Consider the following 16,248-nt stretch of genomic DNA (forward strand, 5'->3'; position numbering starts at 1 on the left):
GCAAGCCGCCATACGATGCCTTTCAACACACGGGCATTGTATGGCGGTTTTTTAAAATATAAACAATAATAAGTTTCCCCCCTTCTAATCGGCTTATCTTTACCCTCGAAACGGTAGCTTTGCTGCCAGAGGACTGCGACAGCCGTTTACGTTTGTGCAGCTTCTTCATAGACTTCTATAAAGCATGCCCCTCTCACTCTAAATCTAGCAGCCCATTATATTAAAAATGAGGGTGCGGTCGGTTCTACTAACGCCAACTCGTTCATAGATTAATAGCAGCAAGACAGCTCTAGCATAGAACCGGGAGGTAAGCGAAACGATGAGACGTAAAATCATGCTGCTTGATTTGGCGTATGGAAGCCGGAAAATTCGGCAATTGCTGGTCACAGGAAGAACATTCGCTGTTCTTTCTTTATGTTCGATGATTTTTTTCGTCATTATAGGCATTGCGGCAGTTGCCCATCGTCAAGCGTCGGCTGCGCCGGTGTCTTCGATGAAAGGTTTTGCAGCGGCTGTATCGAGCGGTTTGTTCGGGGACATGCTGGAAATGGAGTTGCCCGCCTTTGAGGGCAGCAATCAGGCGGACGAGCTGTCTGTGCCGCAGGTGAGCGCTTTTCTAGTCAGACTGATGACGGACATTAATCCTACACAGCCCAAAAGCCTGCTGGCAGCGGGCATTCCCGGCATGAGTGCCGGAGATTCCTTTCTCATTCGCAAAGGCAGTGGAACAGATACCGCCGTTGGGCCTGAGGATAATGAGCCGATTCCTTCGCATGCCGAAGAAGGGGCGACTGGTGAACAGCCGAATGTGGAGCCGCAGCCATCGCTTCCGCCAAGCACTGTGGAGCCGGGGGACAAGCCTGGACAAAGCGGCAGCGGCAATACGAAGCCTTCGACAGGGGAAGCTAAGATCGCATTTATCTATCATTCACATAATCGGGAATCGTGGTATCCAGAACTGAAGGATGGCGCCAAGGACCCGAATTCCAGCACAACGAATATTACGCTGGTCGGCAAGCGGCTTGCGGAGCAGTTGGAGCAGCGCGGGGTTGGCGCCATGCATTCAGAAACCGATTATCCGACCGCCATGAAAAATTACAAATGGGAGCTGTCCTATAAATATTCCATGAAGACGGTTAAAGAGGCGCTGGCGAGCAGCAAAGATTTGAAGTTTTTATTCGATCTGCATCGCGATTCGCAGAAGCGCAAATATACGACGACCGAGATTAAGGGCAAAAGCTACGCGCAGGTTTATTTTATCATCGGCCATAAAAATCCGAACTGGAAGGAAAACGAAGCGTTTGCAACTAAAATTCATGAAGCGCTGGAGAAGCAGTATCCCGGCATTTCAAGAGGGATATGGGGCAAAACAGCCGCCACAGGCAACGGGGAATACAATCAATCGCTCGCCGCAGGCAGCGTGCTGATCGAGGTTGGCGGTGTAGACAATACGCTGGTAGAGTCGTATCGCACCGCGGATGTGCTGGCTAAAGTGATTGCCGATATTTACTGGCAGGATGAGAAGGTTACAGCTCCACAAAGCTGAATAGCGAATCGAGAGCGGAAAGGACGGGGTGCAGGATGAGAAAGCGGCGTGATGCGTTTAAATGGGCGATCATTGGCGGGGTGCTTGTTTTTGTTATATTGTATGGCATTGAAATGTCCTCCTCGGGCATTGAACGGATTTATGGGCCGATTGAGGAGGCGGGGGCTTCCTCTGTCATTCCGGTAGATGCGATCATTAGGCAAGGCGCAGAAGAAGGCGGCAGCGGAAGCATTGGACAAGAATCGCAGTCGATCGCCGGCATGTCGGATGTCGCTTCGCGCAAAATATCCGAGCTTGAGAAGGAGCTGGCCGAGGTGCGGAAGCTTGCTGAGCAAAACGCGCTGTATGGCGATAGGCTGCCGGGCATGCCTTATGAAAATCAAGAGCCTTCGGTCAATAAGCTGGCTGATGGCACAGCAGGCTTGCTGCAATCTTTTTCGACCGGAAGCATGGAGTTTATTGTGGATTTGTTTGAAAAGGTGACGAATTAACGAAGGCGCTCTTTCGGAATTTCGGCAACCGCATTGCTGGCGCACTCCATTGCTGATATAATGGAAAGAATGATTAGCAATAATGGATGGTGTGGGGGTTAGGCATGGCTGACGTACGTGACCGACAAAAGAAAATTAGAAACTTCTCGATTATCGCGCATATTGACCACGGGAAGTCTACGCTTGCGGATCGCATTTTGGAATACACTGGAGCGCTCACTTCGCGAGAAATGCAAGCTCAGGTGCTGGACCAAATGGATTTGGAGCGGGAGCGCGGCATTACAATTAAGCTGCAGGCTGTTCGTCTGACCTATAAGGCGGATGACGGTGTGGAATATTTGCTCAATTTGATTGATACGCCTGGACACGTCGATTTTACATATGAAGTTTCCCGCAGCCTTGCTGCTTGCGAAGGCGCGCTGCTCGTTGTAGACGCTGCGCAAGGGATTGAGGCACAGACGCTTGCCAATGTTTATTTGGCACTCGACAACAACCTCGAAATTCTTCCAGTCATCAATAAAATCGACTTGCCAAGCGCAGAGCCAGATCGCGTCAAGCAGGAAATTGAAGATGTTATTGGGCTGGATGCGAGCGAGGCGGTTCATGCATCGGCGAAGGCAGGCATTGGCATTAAGGAGATTTTGGAGCAGGTCGTTGCCAAGGTTCCAGCTCCTACAGGTGATCCTGATCAGCCTCTTAAGGCGCTGATTTTCGACTCTCACTATGATGCGTACAAAGGCGTTATCGTTTACGTCCGGGTTATTGACGGCAGCATCAAGGCGGGCAAGAAAATCCGCTTTATGGCGACTGGTGCTGAGTTTGAGGTTATTGAGGTTGGCGCGTTCATGCCGCGTATGGGCATCGTGGACGAGCTGGCAGTCGGTGATGTAGGCTTCGTCGTTGCTGGTATCAAAAATGTAAAAGACACGCGTGTCGGCGATACCGTAACCGAAGCGAAGCGTCCGGCACCGGAAGCACTTCCGGGCTACCGCCGAATTAATCCAATGGTATTCTGCGGATTATATCCGATTGAAACACAGGATTACAACGATTTGCGCGAAGCGCTAGAGAAGCTGGAGCTGAATGATGCTTCGCTGCGCTACGAGCCGGAAACGTCGACAGCGCTAGGCTTTGGCTTCCGCTGCGGCTTCTTGGGCCTCCTGCACATGGAGATTATTCAGGAGCGTATTGAGCGCGAGTTCAATATTCCGCTTATTACGACGGCGCCAAGCGTTATTTACCAAGTAACGCTGACGGATGGAACGGTCATGAGCATCGACAATCCGTCCAACCTGCCAGAGCAGGGCAAGCTTGATTTTATCGAGGAGCCTTATGTCAAAGCTGGCATTATCGTACCGAATGATTATGTTGGCGCGATTATGGAGCTATGCCAGAACAAGCGCGGCGAGTTCGTTAACATGGAATATTTGGATACGAACCGCGTCACCATTACGTATGAAATCCCGCTTTCGGAAATAGTATATGATTTCTTCGACCAGTTGAAATCAAGCACGAAAGGATATGCTTCGTTCGACTATGAAGTGTCCGGCTACCGCAAGTCCAACCTTGTGAAGATGGATATTATGCTGAATGGCGAGCAGGTCGATGCCTTGTCCGTCATCGTTCACCGCGATAGAGCGTTTTTCCGCGGCCGGATTATTTGCCAGAAGATGAAGGAGCTTATCCCTCGTCAAATGTTTGAGGTTCCAATTCAGGCCTCGCTGGGTACCAAGGTTATTGCCCGTGAAACCGTTAAGGCGATGCGTAAAAACGTACTTGCCAAATGTTACGGAGGCGACATTAGCCGGAAGCGCAAGCTGCTTGAGAAGCAAAAAGAGGGCAAGAAGCGCATGAAGCAGGTCGGCAGCGTTGAGGTGCCGCAGGAAGCGTTCATGGCTGTGCTCAAGATCGACGAAAGCTAGAGGGAGAAGGAGAGCCGGGGGCTCTCCTTTTTATCATGAGAGAGGCAAGAAGTCGTCCGCACTTTGACGGACTGGCACTTGAAGAGAGCTTGCCACAGGAAAGCAGGTGTACAGCATGACGATTCATCACGCGCCGCGAGCGCTGTATATTCATATCCCTTTTTGTACGAATAAGTGCCATTACTGCGATTTTACGTCCTATGTGCTGAAAGGCCAGCCTGTAGACGATTATTTGGATGCGCTGGAGCGCGAAATGGAGCGGACAATCAGCGTGCTGCCGCCTGAGCAAATCGATACGGTATTCGTAGGCGGAGGTACGCCGACGGTGCTTACACCGCCGCAGATGGAGCGATTTCTCGCTGCTGTCCGCAAGCATTTTCCACTTTCACCAGATGTCGAGTTTTCTATGGAAGCCAATCCAGGTACGACGGATGCTGACAAGCTGGCGGCGATGTATGCCGGTGGGGTGAACCGGATCAGCTTTGGCGTGCAATCGTTTAATAACACGCTGCTGGAGCGTATTGGACGTATTCACAATGTCGAGGACGTATATCGCAGCTTGGACAATGCTAGAGCAGCAGGCTTTACGAATTTGTCGATCGATCTGATGTTTGGCCTGCCTGGACAGACGGTTGAGCTGCTGGCTGACAGTGTGCAGAAGGCACTTGCGCTGGAGCTGCCGCATTACTCGCTGTACAGCCTTAAAGTGGAGGAGAATACGTTATTCCACAAGCTGTATGAGCGCAATGAACTGCCTTTGCCGACAGAGGATGAGGATTTGAATATGTATTTGCTGCTGATTGAGCAGCTTAAGGCTGGCGGCTACCAGCACTATGAAATAAGCAATTTTGCCCGTCCGGGCTTTGAGAGCAAGCATAATTCAACGTACTGGCGCAACGAGCCTTATTACGGACTTGGAGCCGGTGCCCATGGGTACGCAAATCGCGAGCGCCATGTTAATATCAAGGGGGTACAGCCTTATATTGACGCTACGCTTGCCCGCCTGCCGCGCCTTGATACGGAGACGATATCCGAGCTTGAGGCGATGGAGGACTTTATGATGGTCGGCCTGCGTCTGCTGGATGGCATTCGCACTGCTGATTTTACCCGCCAATTTGACGGCAAGACGCTCGAAAGCTATTTTGGCCCGATTATTGCTAAGCATTTGAATGACGGGTTGATGGAGCGTCTGGAGGATGAACGCGGGTCGGGTTATCGGCTGACGGATAAAGGCGTATTGCTCGGCAATGAAGTATTTGGATCGTTTATTGGTTTGGAAGTTTAGCCAGATAGGCGATTATGAAAATTCATATTAATATTTTTTAAAATTGCCTATTGAGAAAACATGCGCGATGATGTATATTTATTCAATGATAGGTATATGGTGATGAAACAAGCACCGGATGGGGGGAGCAGCATGAAACTAATGGACAGCTTGCAGGCAGTATGCAGAAAAGCAACCAAAGATGATGTTGACGTATTGTTTGATTTAATTCAAGGCTATGCAGAGAAAGGGATCATGCTGCCCCGTACCCGGTATATGCTTGAGTATTCGATAAATTCCTTTATAGTAGCGGAAGTAGGCGACCAGGTTGTCGGCTGCGGCTCGCTGACGAAGCTAGGCGATAATTTGGTAGAGATCCGGTCACTTGGCATGTCGGATGGCTACAAGGGTCTCGGCATTGGCAGTAAGCTCGTTGACAGCTTGCTTGCTGCGGCGAAGGAACAGGGCATTACGAAGGTCATGGCGCTGACTTACGAGGTTGCTTTTTTTCTGCGGAATGGGTTTACGGTCGTGGATAAAGAAATTTTTCCGGAAAAGGTATGGACCGATTGCGTCAACTGTCCGAAGCAGAACGCTTGCGATGAAATCGCCGTGCTGAAAGTGCTGGAGTAGAGGTTTTTCCGAGCCGCTGCAAGTCATTATAGTGAATATTGTAAAAATAGGCTAACTAAAAATGCCAAACTCACTTGACAATGCTCAAGCGGGTTTGGTATTTTTGTATTAACGATTAGCACTCAATCAAGACGAGTGCTAATGACAGAGCCGATGACTTGGAGGGAATGCGCATGTTGACGGATAGGCAGCGAATGATTTTAACAGCTATCGTAGATGATTATATCCGCTCGGCTGAGCCGGTCGGTTCACGCAGTATTTCTAAGCGCGGCGATGTTGGCTTCAGCCCAGCTACCATTCGTAATGAAATGGCGGATTTGGAGGAGCTTGGATTTCTGGAGCAGCCGCATACGTCGGCAGGCCGGATTCCTTCTACTAAAGGCTATCGCTATTACGTTGATCATCTGATGAGGATGGAAGAGTTGAACGATGCGGATATGACGAAGGTTCGTTCTTTTTTCACCGAGCAGATGAGCCAGATGGAGCAGGTTATTCAGCATGCAGCATCGATTTTGTCCAGCCTGACGAACTACACGTCGATTTTGCTGGGCCCGGAGCTGTTTAATACATCGCTGAAGCATTTCAGCCTTGTGCCGCTGGATGAACGTTCTGCGGTTGCCATCATTGTTACTAATACGGGGCGCGTCGAGAATCGCACCATTACGCTGCCGTCTGAGGTGAAGATGGAGGAACTGGAGAAGGTCGTCCATATTTTGAATACGAAGCTTGTCGGCATTCCGTTAGTCCGCTTGAAATCAAAGCTTTATCTGGAGGTCGGCCAGGAGCTGGAACGTTACGTCGATCATTGCGAGGAAGTGCTGGGCGTGCTGGATCAGGCGCTGCAGCCTGATAATGATCATCGCCTGTTTCTAAGTGGAACGACGAACATGCTGACGCAGCCGGAATTCAAAGATGTTGACAAGGTAAAAACGATTTTGGATTTGCTGGAAGAAACGCCAGCCGTGATGAAAATGTTTTCCTCCTTGCCTTCAGGCATACAAGTGCGCATTGGGACGGAAAATGATAATCTGGCGATTGCCAGCTGCAGCTTGATTACCGCTTCTTATTCGGTTGACGGGCAGCCGCTTGGCACAATCGGCATTCTGGGTCCCACGCGAATGGAATATGGCAAGGTGATGAGTCTGGTTGATATGATATCTAAAGATATGGCTGCATTTTTGGCCCGTTGGTATAAATGATAAGGGAATGCCAATCGGCATTTGAAGGAGGTGAATAGGGTGAGTAAAGAGCAACAAAATGATGTGGTTGAGGAGCTAGTGGCAGACGAGACTGTTGAATCGCAAGAAACGGCTGAAGCTGAGGTAGTTGATGCGCGTTATGCAGAGCTTGAGAAGCAGCTTGAAGAGAGCCAGCAGCGCTACCTTCGTACACAAGCGGACTTTGACAATTTCCGTCGTCGTTCCATTAAGGAAAGAGAAGAGCTGGCGCGTTATGCGTCGATGAAGCTCGTTACTGAGCTGCTGCCGGTTGTCGATAACTTCGATCGGGCTACAGCTGCAGCTTCCGTTAATGGTGATGTAGAGGCGCTTGCGAAAGGCGTGGACATGATTTTCCGCCAATTGATGCAAACGCTGGAACAGGAAGGTCTCGCAGCGATGAATGTCGTTGGAGAAGCTTTTAACCCTGACTTCCATCAGGCGATTATGACGGTGGAATCCGATGAATATGAAGAAGGAATTATTGTGGAGGAAGTTCAAAAAGGCTACATGCTGAAGGAGAAGGTTCTCCGTCCGGCAATGGTTAAAGTGAGCGGCTAACCGATAATTTCCTTTGATAATAGAATGTATGGAATGAAGAACCATTATAAGGAGGAAATTCACGATGAGTAAAGTAATCGGTATCGACCTTGGTACAACAAACTCTTGCGTTGCAGTAATGGAGGGCGGCGAAGCTGTCGTTATCCCTAACCCGGAAGGCAGCCGTACAACTCCTTCGGTCGTTGGTTTCAAAAAAGACGGCGAGCGTATCGTCGGCGAAAGCGCGAAGCGCCAAGCGATCACTAACCCTGACCGCACCATTATTTCGATCAAGCGCCATATTGGTACAAACCATAAGGAAAGCATTGATGGCAAAGATTATTCGCCACAAGAAATTTCCGCAATCATTTTGCAAAAGCTGAAGTCTGATGCAGAAGCTTACTTAGGTCAAACAGTAACGCAAGCCGTTATTACGGTTCCTGCTTACTTCAATGACAGCCAGCGTCAAGCAACGAAAGATGCTGGTAAAATCGCAGGTCTGGAAGTTCTTCGTATCGTCAACGAGCCGACAGCAGCAGCTCTTGCTTACGGCCTTGAGAAAACAGAAGATCAAACGATTCTCGTTTATGACCTTGGCGGCGGTACATTTGACGTATCGATTCTTGAGCTTGGCGATGGCTTCTTCGAAGTTAAAGCAACAAGCGGCGATAACAAGCTGGGCGGCGATGATTTTGACCAAGTCATTATCGATCACCTCGTAGCTGAATTCAAAAAAGAGCAAGGCGCAGACCTTTCTAAAGATAAAGCGGCAGTACAACGTCTGAAAGATGCTGCTGAAAAAGCGAAAAAAGAACTGTCCGGCGTTATGTCGACAACGATTTCGCTGCCGTTTATTACAATGGTAGATGGCGTTCCTCAGCATATGGAAACGAACCTGACTCGTGCAAAATTTGAAGAGCTGGCAGCTGACCTCGTAGAGCGTACGCTGAAACCAACTCGTCAAGCGCTGAGCGACTCCGGCCTGTCCGCAAACCAAATCGACAAAGTCGTTCTTGTAGGCGGTTCGACACGTATTCCTGCCGTTCAAGAAGCGGTTAAAAAACTGATTGGCAAAGATCCGCACAAAGGCGTTAACCCGGATGAGGTTGTTGCATTGGGCGCGGCTGTTCAAGCAGGCGTACTGACTGGCGACGTTAAAGACGTTGTATTGCTTGACGTTACTCCGCTTTCTCTTGGTATCGAAACAGCAGGCGGCGTCTTCACGAAGATGATCGACCGCAACACAACGATTCCAACAAGCAAATCGCAAGTGTATTCGACGTATGCTGACAATCAGCCTGGCGTTGAAATTCACGTCTTGCAAGGCGAGCGCGAAATGGCAGCGGGCAACAAAACGCTGGGCCGCTTCACCCTGAGCGATATTCCTCTTGCACCGCGCGGCGTACCGCAAATCGAAGTTACTTTTGACATCGATGCGAACGGTATCGTTAACGTATCGGCACTGGATAAAGGCACAGGCAAAAGCCAAAAAATCACAATCACTTCTTCCAGCGGCCTAAGCGACGCGGAAATTGAACAAATGATGAAGGATGCCGAGCTGAATGCGGAAGAAGACCGCAAACGCCGTGAGCTGGTAGAAGCGAAAAACAACGCTGACCAACTCGTATACTCGGTAGACAAAACGATTAAAGATCTTGGCGACAAAGTAGCTCCAGAAGAAATCGAAAAAGCAAATGCTGCGAAAGAAAAAGTAACAGCTTCGCTTGCAACTGATAACCTGGAGGAAATTAAAGCAGCTTCTGATGAGCTGACTGAAATTGTACAGCAGCTATCCGTGAAGCTGTATGAGCAAGCGGCTGGGCAGCCAGGCGCAGAAGGCGAACAACCGGAAGCAAAAGGCAAAGACAATGTGGTTGACGCTGACTACGAAGTAGTTGACGACAAAAACTAAGCTTGCAGCGCGGATGAGGTCAAAGACAGGGCTTCCCCTGTCTTTGACCTTGTTCCATGATTAAAGTATATAAAAAAAGCTTCGACGAATAGTTGAGACGAAGCTATAACTTTTTATAAAAGGATAAGTTGAACAAAAGAAAAATATGTAGCATGGGAGTAACGGAGAGAAAGGTTGGAACTGTAGGAGCGGCAGCGTCCGCCTTTGTTTTCGGATTTTTCCTCAAGAGGAATAATTCAAGAAATCTGAAAACAACAGCGGCCGAAAGTCCACCCTTTCTCGCAGTTACGACCTTGGCGCACATAAAAGTCATTTGTCTCAGCTTATCCAACACATTTATGGGCGGAGGTGATACCGTTTGTCAAAAAGAGATTATTATGAAATTCTGGGTGTAGGCAAGGACGCTTCAGCGGATGACATTAAGAAATCGTACCGTCAGCTCGCGCGAAAGTATCATCCGGACGTCAACAAGGCAGCGGATGCCGAGACGCAGTTTAAGGAAGTCAAGGAAGCTTACGACGTACTGAGTGACGATGGCAAGCGCTCTACCTATGACCGATATGGGCATGTTGACCCGAATCAAGGCATGGGCGGCGGAGCAGGCGGTTTCGACGGCGGCGGCTTCGGCGATATTTTCGATATGTTCTTCGGTGGCGGCGGTGGCCGTCGTGATCCGAATGCGCCACAGCGTGGCAGCGATTTGCAATATACAATGACGATTGATTTCAAGGAAGCGGTATTCGGCAAGGAGACGGAGATTACGATTCCTCGCACCGAAAACTGTGATACTTGCAGCGGTTCTGGTGCTAAGCCAGGAACGAAGCCAGACACTTGCTCCGTATGTAGCGGTACTGGGCAGCAGGAGGTTGTGCAAAATACGCCATTCGGCCGTATGGTCAACCGCCGTGCATGCTCCAACTGTAGCGGAACGGGCCGCGTAATCAAAGAAAAATGCGGAACTTGTCATGGCGCAGGCAAAGTGAAAAAACAGCGTAAAATTACAGTGAAAATCCCAGCTGGCGTTGATGAAGGCGCGCAAATCCGTTTGTCTGGCGAAGGTGAAGCTGGCCAACGCGGCGGTCCTGCGGGCGATTTGTACATCGTTATTCGCGTAAGAGCGCATGAGTTTTTCGAGCGTGAAAACGACGATATTTATTGCGAGGTTCCTCTGTCCTTCGTACAGGCGGCACTCGGTGATGAAATCGAAATCCCGACGCTGACGGAGAAAATCAAGCTGAAAATTCCAGCCGGCACTCAGACGGGCACATACTTCCGCCTGAAAGGCAAAGGTGTTCCTAAGCTGCGCGGATATGGACAGGGCGACCAGCACGTTAAAGTGACAGTCGTTACCCCACAGAAGCTGACGGATGAACAGAAAGAGCTGCTTCGCCAGTTTGGCGGCGTTTCAGGCTCCGTTCCGACAGAAACAGCAGAAAATCACGAATCGATTTTTGAACGGATGAAAAAGGCGTTCCGCGGCGAATAAGCGCGGATCGTCTTTTTTTCTGAAAGCTTGCGAAAAAACGAATAATAATGGCACCGGCTTTCCATTCTATCGAAGTAGGAAGCTGGGCGGTTGAATACCGCCTAACTATACGTAGAAGGAGGCTGGGCGCATTATGGCTGATCAACACATACGCGCTGTATTTGAACATTCTGAGGCGGCACAGGGAGCGCTGCGCAAGCTGCAGGCGCTTCGGGTTGATGGACAAGCAGACAGTACGGCACTTACCGCGATGCTTGAAGAGCATGTCAAAGACAGGGCACTGCGTCTGATTGAGGATGCGGGCGGAAGTATGGAGCAATTGATGTAACCGGGCAAAGTAGAGCCGGGACTGGCGTTCGCAAGCGGAGAGGGCAGGAGCAAGGGGCCTGCCTTCTCTTTTTGCTATGCGCAAAAGAAAATTTAACGGCTGGAAAGGCTGTAAAATAGCAGGATTATCACATTTTCAAATACATATTTTGTGCATCAATGCGGATTGGTGTACAATAGATGTTAGTTTTTCACACTGGAGGCGTAGAAGCAAATGAAATGGCATGAACTTACAATCTCGACGACAGAACAAGCGATTGAGATGATTTCTAACTTTTTGCATGAACGGGATGCGGACGGGGTTTCCATTGAAGAATCCGGCACGCTGAACAAACAACGGGACACGTCCCTCGGCCAGTGGTATGAAACGCCGCTGAATGATATTCCGGAAGGACAAGCCGTTATAAAGGGGTATTTTTCGGAAGGAACAGATATCGCCGCTTTGAAAGCAGAGCTGGTAGCACCGATCGAACAGCTGCGCGAATTTGGCATTGATCCAGGCGATTATGAAATTACTTCGCAAATGGTAGACGAAGAGGATTGGGCGACGGCATGGAAGCAATATTTCAAGCCGCTTAAAGTATCGGATACACTCACGATCAAACCGACGTGGGAAGAGTACGAAGCTGCGCCGAATGAGAAAATTATTGAGCTTGACCCGGGCATGGCTTTTGGGACAGGCACACATCCGACAACTTCCCTCTGCTTGCAGACGCTGGAATCCGTCATTAAAGGCGGCGAGGAAATCATTGACGTTGGTACAGGCTCGGGCATTTTGGCGATTGGAGCTTGCAGGCTGGGGGCCAGCCGTGTGCTTGCTCTTGATCTCGATCCAATTGCTGTAACGAGCGCGACGGAAAATGTACGCCTGAATGGGCTGGAGCAGCAAGTCGAAGTTAAGCTCAGCGATCTGCTTGGCGTATTAGGAGGCAAAGGGGCACGCGGATCTGTCGGCTCTAATGAATCTACGACGGTATCGGTGCCAGTCGATCTGGTCGTTGCTAATATTTTAGCAGAAATTATTTTGCTGTTTATTGATGAGGTGTATCAAGCCTTGAAGCCGGGCGGGCTGTATATTTCCTCCGGTATTTATAAAAACAAGGAAGAGCTTGTGAAGCAGGGGCTTGTGAAAGCCGGCTTTATCGTGGAAGAAACACGCCGCAATGAAGACTGGGTTGTATTCGTAGCACGCAAGCCGCAGGTAGCACAATGAGTATGGAAGGTTGGTTTGCTTATCCGACCGCTGAATTGCCCTTTGCTGTGCTTGTGCTTATTATTGCTTTCACCGTTCACGAGTTTGCGCATGCTTACACGGCGTACAAGTTCGGTGACAATACGGCCTATGATGCGGGCAGGGTAACGCTGAACCCGCGCGTCCATTTGGATGTGCTTGGCATGATTTTGATTTTGCTTGCTGGCTTCGGCTGGGCCAAGCCTGTACCGGTAAACCAAAATCGTTTTAAGCATCCGCGTTTAATGGGCGTGATTGTGACGGCGGCAGGTCCGCTTAGCAACTTTGTACTCGGACTGCTTGGCATTATTCTTTATTATCTCAGCATCAAGACGGGGCTGTACCATATGGGCTCCATTGGCGTACAGGATGCTTTGCAAGTATTTTTCTCGTATTTCATTTCACTTAACTTTTTGCTGTTTATTTTTAATCTGATTCCATTGCCGCCACTTGACGGCTACCGGATCATTCAAAATCTCGTACCGCTAAAAGTCGGCTATAAAATGGAGCAGAACATGCAATGGGGCATTATTATTTTCCTGCTGCTATTGTTCATTCCACCGCTTCGCGCTGTGACCATTAGTCCGATTCTGAATTTTTCGCAGGAATTGGCAGCCTATTTTATGGGCCTGCTTGGCGGGCTGTTTATTTAAATATAGGAAAGGATATGATTTTCCATCCTTTCTCTATATTTCTACGCGAAACGGTAGCTTTGCCGCCAGAGGACGGAGGGCAGCCGTTTGCGCTTGAAATATAAGAATTTATAAGTTTCACACGTATAAATAGGCTTATATTTCTCGGATTGAAACGCGCCGCGCCGCCAAAGAACGGCGCCAGCCGTTTCACCTAGTGTGGGGCGGTTTGGTCATGGATTTTCGACATGAAAACATGCTATTATGAAGGATGGTTATGTAGACGATATGCAGCGGTATTTTATAGCAAAAGAACAGTTTGAAAATAATGAAGTCCGCTTGCTTGGCGAGGATGCATTCCACGCTGTTCGCGTCATGCGGATGAAGGCTGGCGATACGTTTATTGCAAGCGACGGCGAGCAGCGGGTCGTGCTTGCTTCTGTGCGGGAAGCTTCGTCCACCGAGGTTGTAGCGGCTATTGCAGAAGAGCTTCCCCAAAATAGCGAGCCGAGCTGGTCGGTTACGATTGCCCAAGCCTTGCCGAAAGGCGACAAGATGGAGCTGGTCATCCAGAAGGGCACCGAAATTGGCGCTTATTCGTTTGTCCCGTTCCAGTCAGAGCGCATGATCGTGCAATATGACGGCAAGAAGGAAGCGAAGCGTCTGGAGCGTTGGGGCAAAATCGCCAAGGAAGCGGCGGAGCAGTCGCATCGCTGCCGCGTTCCGGCTGTAGAGCCGGTGCGGAGCTGGCGCGAGCTGGTCAAATCGATTGCTTCCTATGATTTAGTTTTGTTTTGTTATGAACGCGAAGGCGATGCAGCGGAAGGCGTGGGTATTAGGCAGGCGCTGAATAGCTGGAGCTCTAACAGAGGGAGCGATACTTCCGCTCCGAGCGTATTGCTAATGGTAGGGCCGGAGGGCGGCTTTACCGAGCGTGAAGCAGATGAGGCAGAAGCAGCAGGAGCCATCATTGTCGGCCTCGGCAAAAGGATATTGCGGACGGAAACCGCAGGTATCGTCGGATTGACATGCTTGCTGTATGAAGCCGGAGAAATGGGAGGAGTATAACAACATGCCATCGGTTGCATTTTATACATTAGGCTGCAAAGTGAATTTTTACGACACAGAAGCGATATGGCAGCTGTTCAAAAATGAAGGCTACGAGCAGGTCGATTTCGAAGCGACCGCTGATGTTTATTTAATCAACACCTGTACGGTGACCAATACAGGCGACAAGAAGAGCCGCCAAATTATTCGCCGCGCAGTGCGCCGCAACCCGAATGCCGTTATAGCGGTAACCGGCTGCTACGCGCAGACGTCTCCAGCTGAAATTATGGCGATTCCCGGCGTCGATCTCGTTATCGGTACGCAGGACCGTGAGAAAATTATGACATTTGTCGATCAAATTCATGCGGACCGCCAGCCGGTCAACGCTGTTCGCAACATTATGAAGACGCGCGAATTCGAGGAACTGGATGTGCCGGATTTTGCCGAGCGCACACGGGCGTTTCTAAAAATTCAGGAGGGCTGCAACAACTTCTGTACCTTCTGCATCATTCCATGGTCGCGCGGGCTGTCCCGCAGCCGGGAGGCGCACAGCGTTGTTGAGCAGGCGAAGCAGCTGGTTGCGGCAGGCTATAAGGAAATCGTGCTTACGGGCATTCACACAGGCGGATATGGCGACGATTTGGATAATTATCGTCTAAGCGACCTGCTGTGGGATCTGGATCATATTGAAGGGCTCGAGCGGATCCGCATCAGCTCGATCGAAGCAAGCCAGATCGATGAGGCGATGATTGATGTGCTGAATCGGTCCACGAAAATGTGCCGCCATCTCCATATTCCACTGCAGGCCGGCGAAAACTCCGTGCTGAAGCGGATGCGCCGCAAATATACGACGGAGGAATACGCGGCAAAAATCAAGCGTATTCGCGAGGTTATGCCGGGCGTAGCTATTACAACGGACGTCATCGTTGGTTTCCCTGGCGAAACGGACGAAATGTTCGAGGAAGGCTTTCGCTTTATGGAGGAGCTGGGCTTCTCGGAAATGCACGTGTTCCCTTACTCCAAACGGACGGGTACACCGGCAGCGCGCATGGAGGATCAAGTGGATGAAGAACTTAAGAACGAACGCGTTCACAAGCTGATCGACTTGTCCGAGCGCATGCAGCTTGCCTATGCAGAGAAGTATGTAGGCGCTGTGCTTGATATTATTCCAGAGCGCGACTACAAGGGAGCTCCAGGAACGGGATTCGTTATGGGCTATTCCGACAACTACATTCAAGTGGTATTCAACGGCTCCGAGGACTTAATCGGCAAGCTGTGCCGCGTTAAGGTTACGGAAGCTGGCGTCAATGAATGCCGTGGCCAGCTTGTGCGAGTGCTGGAAGGCGAAGCGCAGGCGCTTCGCGGCTCCGAAACTCACAGCTTCGTGCTGGAGCTGGATGATGAGCAAGATCAGCAAGCTGCCATTCATACAACAGCGGAAGCACTGAGAGCATAACAAAAGGCCATACATTAGGCTTGAATTTCGGCCGCTGGCTTCGCTAGGAGGAAGCGGCTGGAGTTTTCGCTATTGCGATATGATGTCAATCAGGCAAGGGGGAAACAGGTGTGAAGGAAATATCAGCAGGAGGCGTCGTCTACCGCCGCACGGAGGAAGGCAAGCTGCAAATTCAGCTTATTCAGGATCGTTATGGCAAAGTATCGCTTCCCAAAGGCAAGATGGAGGCAGGCGAAACCGTTGAGCAGACCGCATTGCGGGAAATTGCTGAGGAAACGGGGCTTCAGGGCAATATCATAGCACCTATTGACCAAATTAAATATCAGTACCAGCATGATACCTATGGTACGGTCGATAAAGAGGTTCACTATTACCTGGTTGAAGCCATCGGCGGCGATTTGCAAGCTCAAGTAGAAGAAATTCGCGGAGTGGATTGGTTCGAGCCGCTTGATGCATGGAGACGTCAGAAGCAATCGGGCTATGACAACAATAATCGGATCGTCTCCGGTGCATTAGAGCTGCTGGGCATACCATTTACATAGTT

At 50.0% G+C, this 16,248-nt stretch carries 15 protein-coding genes; all 15 read left to right on the forward strand.

What is annotated here, in order from left to right; translation table 11 throughout:
* The first annotated feature begins 319 nt into the window (after positions 1–319).
* Positions 320–1,546: a stage II sporulation protein P gene (spoIIP, locus tag AC50Y5_RS03020; RefSeq protein ID WP_056029391.1), complete on the forward strand. Its 1,227-nt coding sequence runs from the start codon at positions 320–322 to the stop codon at positions 1,544–1,546.
* A 35-nt stretch (positions 1,547–1,581) separates the two neighbouring features.
* Positions 1,582–2,037, forward strand: a complete 456-nt coding sequence (locus AC50Y5_RS03025; RefSeq protein WP_494858356.1) for a hypothetical protein — start codon at positions 1,582–1,584, stop codon at positions 2,035–2,037.
* Positions 2,038–2,141: 104 nt separating this feature from the next.
* Positions 2,142–3,959 (forward strand): translation elongation factor 4, encoded by a 1,818-nt coding sequence (lepA, locus tag AC50Y5_RS03030; protein WP_056029385.1) that lies wholly within the window; start codon positions 2,142–2,144, stop codon positions 3,957–3,959.
* Positions 3,960–4,074: 115 nt separating this feature from the next.
* Positions 4,075–5,244, forward strand: a complete 1,170-nt coding sequence (hemW, locus tag AC50Y5_RS03035; RefSeq protein ID WP_494858358.1) for a radical SAM family heme chaperone HemW — start codon at positions 4,075–4,077, stop codon at positions 5,242–5,244.
* Positions 5,245–5,376: 132 nt separating this feature from the next.
* Positions 5,377–5,856: an N-acetyltransferase gene (locus AC50Y5_RS03040; RefSeq protein WP_494858360.1), complete on the forward strand. Its 480-nt coding sequence runs from the start codon at positions 5,377–5,379 to the stop codon at positions 5,854–5,856.
* Positions 5,857–6,029: 173 nt separating this feature from the next.
* Positions 6,030–7,055, forward strand: coding sequence for a heat-inducible transcriptional repressor HrcA (gene hrcA, locus AC50Y5_RS03045; protein WP_056029380.1), 1,026 nt, complete (start codon positions 6,030–6,032; stop codon positions 7,053–7,055).
* A gap of 21 nt (positions 7,056–7,076) precedes the next feature.
* A complete protein-coding gene (grpE, locus tag AC50Y5_RS03050) occupies positions 7,077–7,634 on the forward strand; it encodes a nucleotide exchange factor GrpE (RefSeq protein WP_494858362.1) in 558 nt (185 codons plus the stop codon).
* Between the two features lie 64 nt (positions 7,635–7,698).
* On the forward strand, positions 7,699–9,525 hold the full coding sequence (gene dnaK, locus AC50Y5_RS03055) for a molecular chaperone DnaK (RefSeq protein ID WP_046229932.1): 1,827 nt from the start codon (positions 7,699–7,701) through the stop codon (positions 9,523–9,525).
* A 358-nt stretch (positions 9,526–9,883) separates the two neighbouring features.
* Positions 9,884–11,011, forward strand: a complete 1,128-nt coding sequence (gene dnaJ / locus AC50Y5_RS03060) for a molecular chaperone DnaJ (protein ID WP_056029374.1) — start codon at positions 9,884–9,886, stop codon at positions 11,009–11,011.
* A gap of 133 nt (positions 11,012–11,144) precedes the next feature.
* On the forward strand, positions 11,145–11,339 hold the full coding sequence (locus AC50Y5_RS03065) for a hypothetical protein (RefSeq protein WP_056029371.1): 195 nt from the start codon (positions 11,145–11,147) through the stop codon (positions 11,337–11,339).
* Positions 11,340–11,552: 213 nt separating this feature from the next.
* Positions 11,553–12,551 (forward strand): 50S ribosomal protein L11 methyltransferase, encoded by a 999-nt coding sequence (gene prmA, locus AC50Y5_RS03070; protein ID WP_056029368.1) that lies wholly within the window; start codon positions 11,553–11,555, stop codon positions 12,549–12,551.
* Positions 12,548–13,222: a site-2 protease family protein gene (locus AC50Y5_RS03075; protein ID WP_327204892.1), complete on the forward strand. Its 675-nt coding sequence runs from the start codon at positions 12,548–12,550 to the stop codon at positions 13,220–13,222. The genes prmA and AC50Y5_RS03075 overlap by 4 nt, the downstream gene beginning before the upstream one ends.
* Before the next feature lie 267 nt (positions 13,223–13,489).
* Positions 13,490–14,269 (forward strand): RsmE family RNA methyltransferase, encoded by a 780-nt coding sequence (locus tag AC50Y5_RS03080; RefSeq protein WP_056032745.1) that lies wholly within the window; start codon positions 13,490–13,492, stop codon positions 14,267–14,269.
* A 4-nt stretch (positions 14,270–14,273) separates the two neighbouring features.
* On the forward strand, positions 14,274–15,704 hold the full coding sequence (gene mtaB / locus AC50Y5_RS03085; protein WP_494858366.1) for a tRNA (N(6)-L-threonylcarbamoyladenosine(37)-C(2))-methylthiotransferase MtaB: 1,431 nt from the start codon (positions 14,274–14,276) through the stop codon (positions 15,702–15,704).
* A 110-nt stretch (positions 15,705–15,814) separates the two neighbouring features.
* On the forward strand, positions 15,815–16,246 hold the full coding sequence (locus AC50Y5_RS03090; RefSeq protein ID WP_056029360.1) for an NUDIX hydrolase: 432 nt from the start codon (positions 15,815–15,817) through the stop codon (positions 16,244–16,246).
* Positions 16,247–16,248 lie beyond the last annotated feature (2 nt).

This window comes from Paenibacillus sp. JT22N7 (assembly GCF_059383875.1).

What these genes read in the sequence shown, in the direction of transcription:
- AC50Y5_RS03080 (WP_056032745.1), top strand. Translation starts at nt 13,490, where the DNA reads ATGCAGCGGTATTTTATAGCAAAAGAACAGTTTGAAAATAATGAAGTC.
- AC50Y5_RS03065 (WP_056029371.1), top strand. Translation starts at nt 11,145, where the DNA reads ATGGCTGATCAACACATACGCGCTGTATTTGAACATTCTGAGGCGGCA.
- mtaB (WP_494858366.1), top strand. Translation starts at nt 14,274, where the DNA reads ATGCCATCGGTTGCATTTTATACATTAGGCTGCAAAGTGAATTTTTAC.
- hemW (WP_494858358.1), top strand. Translation starts at nt 4,075, where the DNA reads ATGACGATTCATCACGCGCCGCGAGCGCTGTATATTCATATCCCTTTT.
- AC50Y5_RS03075 (WP_327204892.1), top strand. Translation starts at nt 12,548, where the DNA reads ATGAGTATGGAAGGTTGGTTTGCTTATCCGACCGCTGAATTGCCCTTT.
- AC50Y5_RS03040 (WP_494858360.1), top strand. Translation starts at nt 5,377, where the DNA reads ATGAAACTAATGGACAGCTTGCAGGCAGTATGCAGAAAAGCAACCAAA.
- AC50Y5_RS03025 (WP_494858356.1), top strand. Translation starts at nt 1,582, where the DNA reads ATGAGAAAGCGGCGTGATGCGTTTAAATGGGCGATCATTGGCGGGGTG.
- lepA (WP_056029385.1), top strand. Translation starts at nt 2,142, where the DNA reads ATGGCTGACGTACGTGACCGACAAAAGAAAATTAGAAACTTCTCGATT.
- dnaK (WP_046229932.1), top strand. Translation starts at nt 7,699, where the DNA reads ATGAGTAAAGTAATCGGTATCGACCTTGGTACAACAAACTCTTGCGTT.
- hrcA (WP_056029380.1), top strand. Translation starts at nt 6,030, where the DNA reads ATGTTGACGGATAGGCAGCGAATGATTTTAACAGCTATCGTAGATGAT.
- spoIIP (WP_056029391.1), top strand. Translation starts at nt 320, where the DNA reads ATGAGACGTAAAATCATGCTGCTTGATTTGGCGTATGGAAGCCGGAAA.
- prmA (WP_056029368.1), top strand. Translation starts at nt 11,553, where the DNA reads ATGAAATGGCATGAACTTACAATCTCGACGACAGAACAAGCGATTGAG.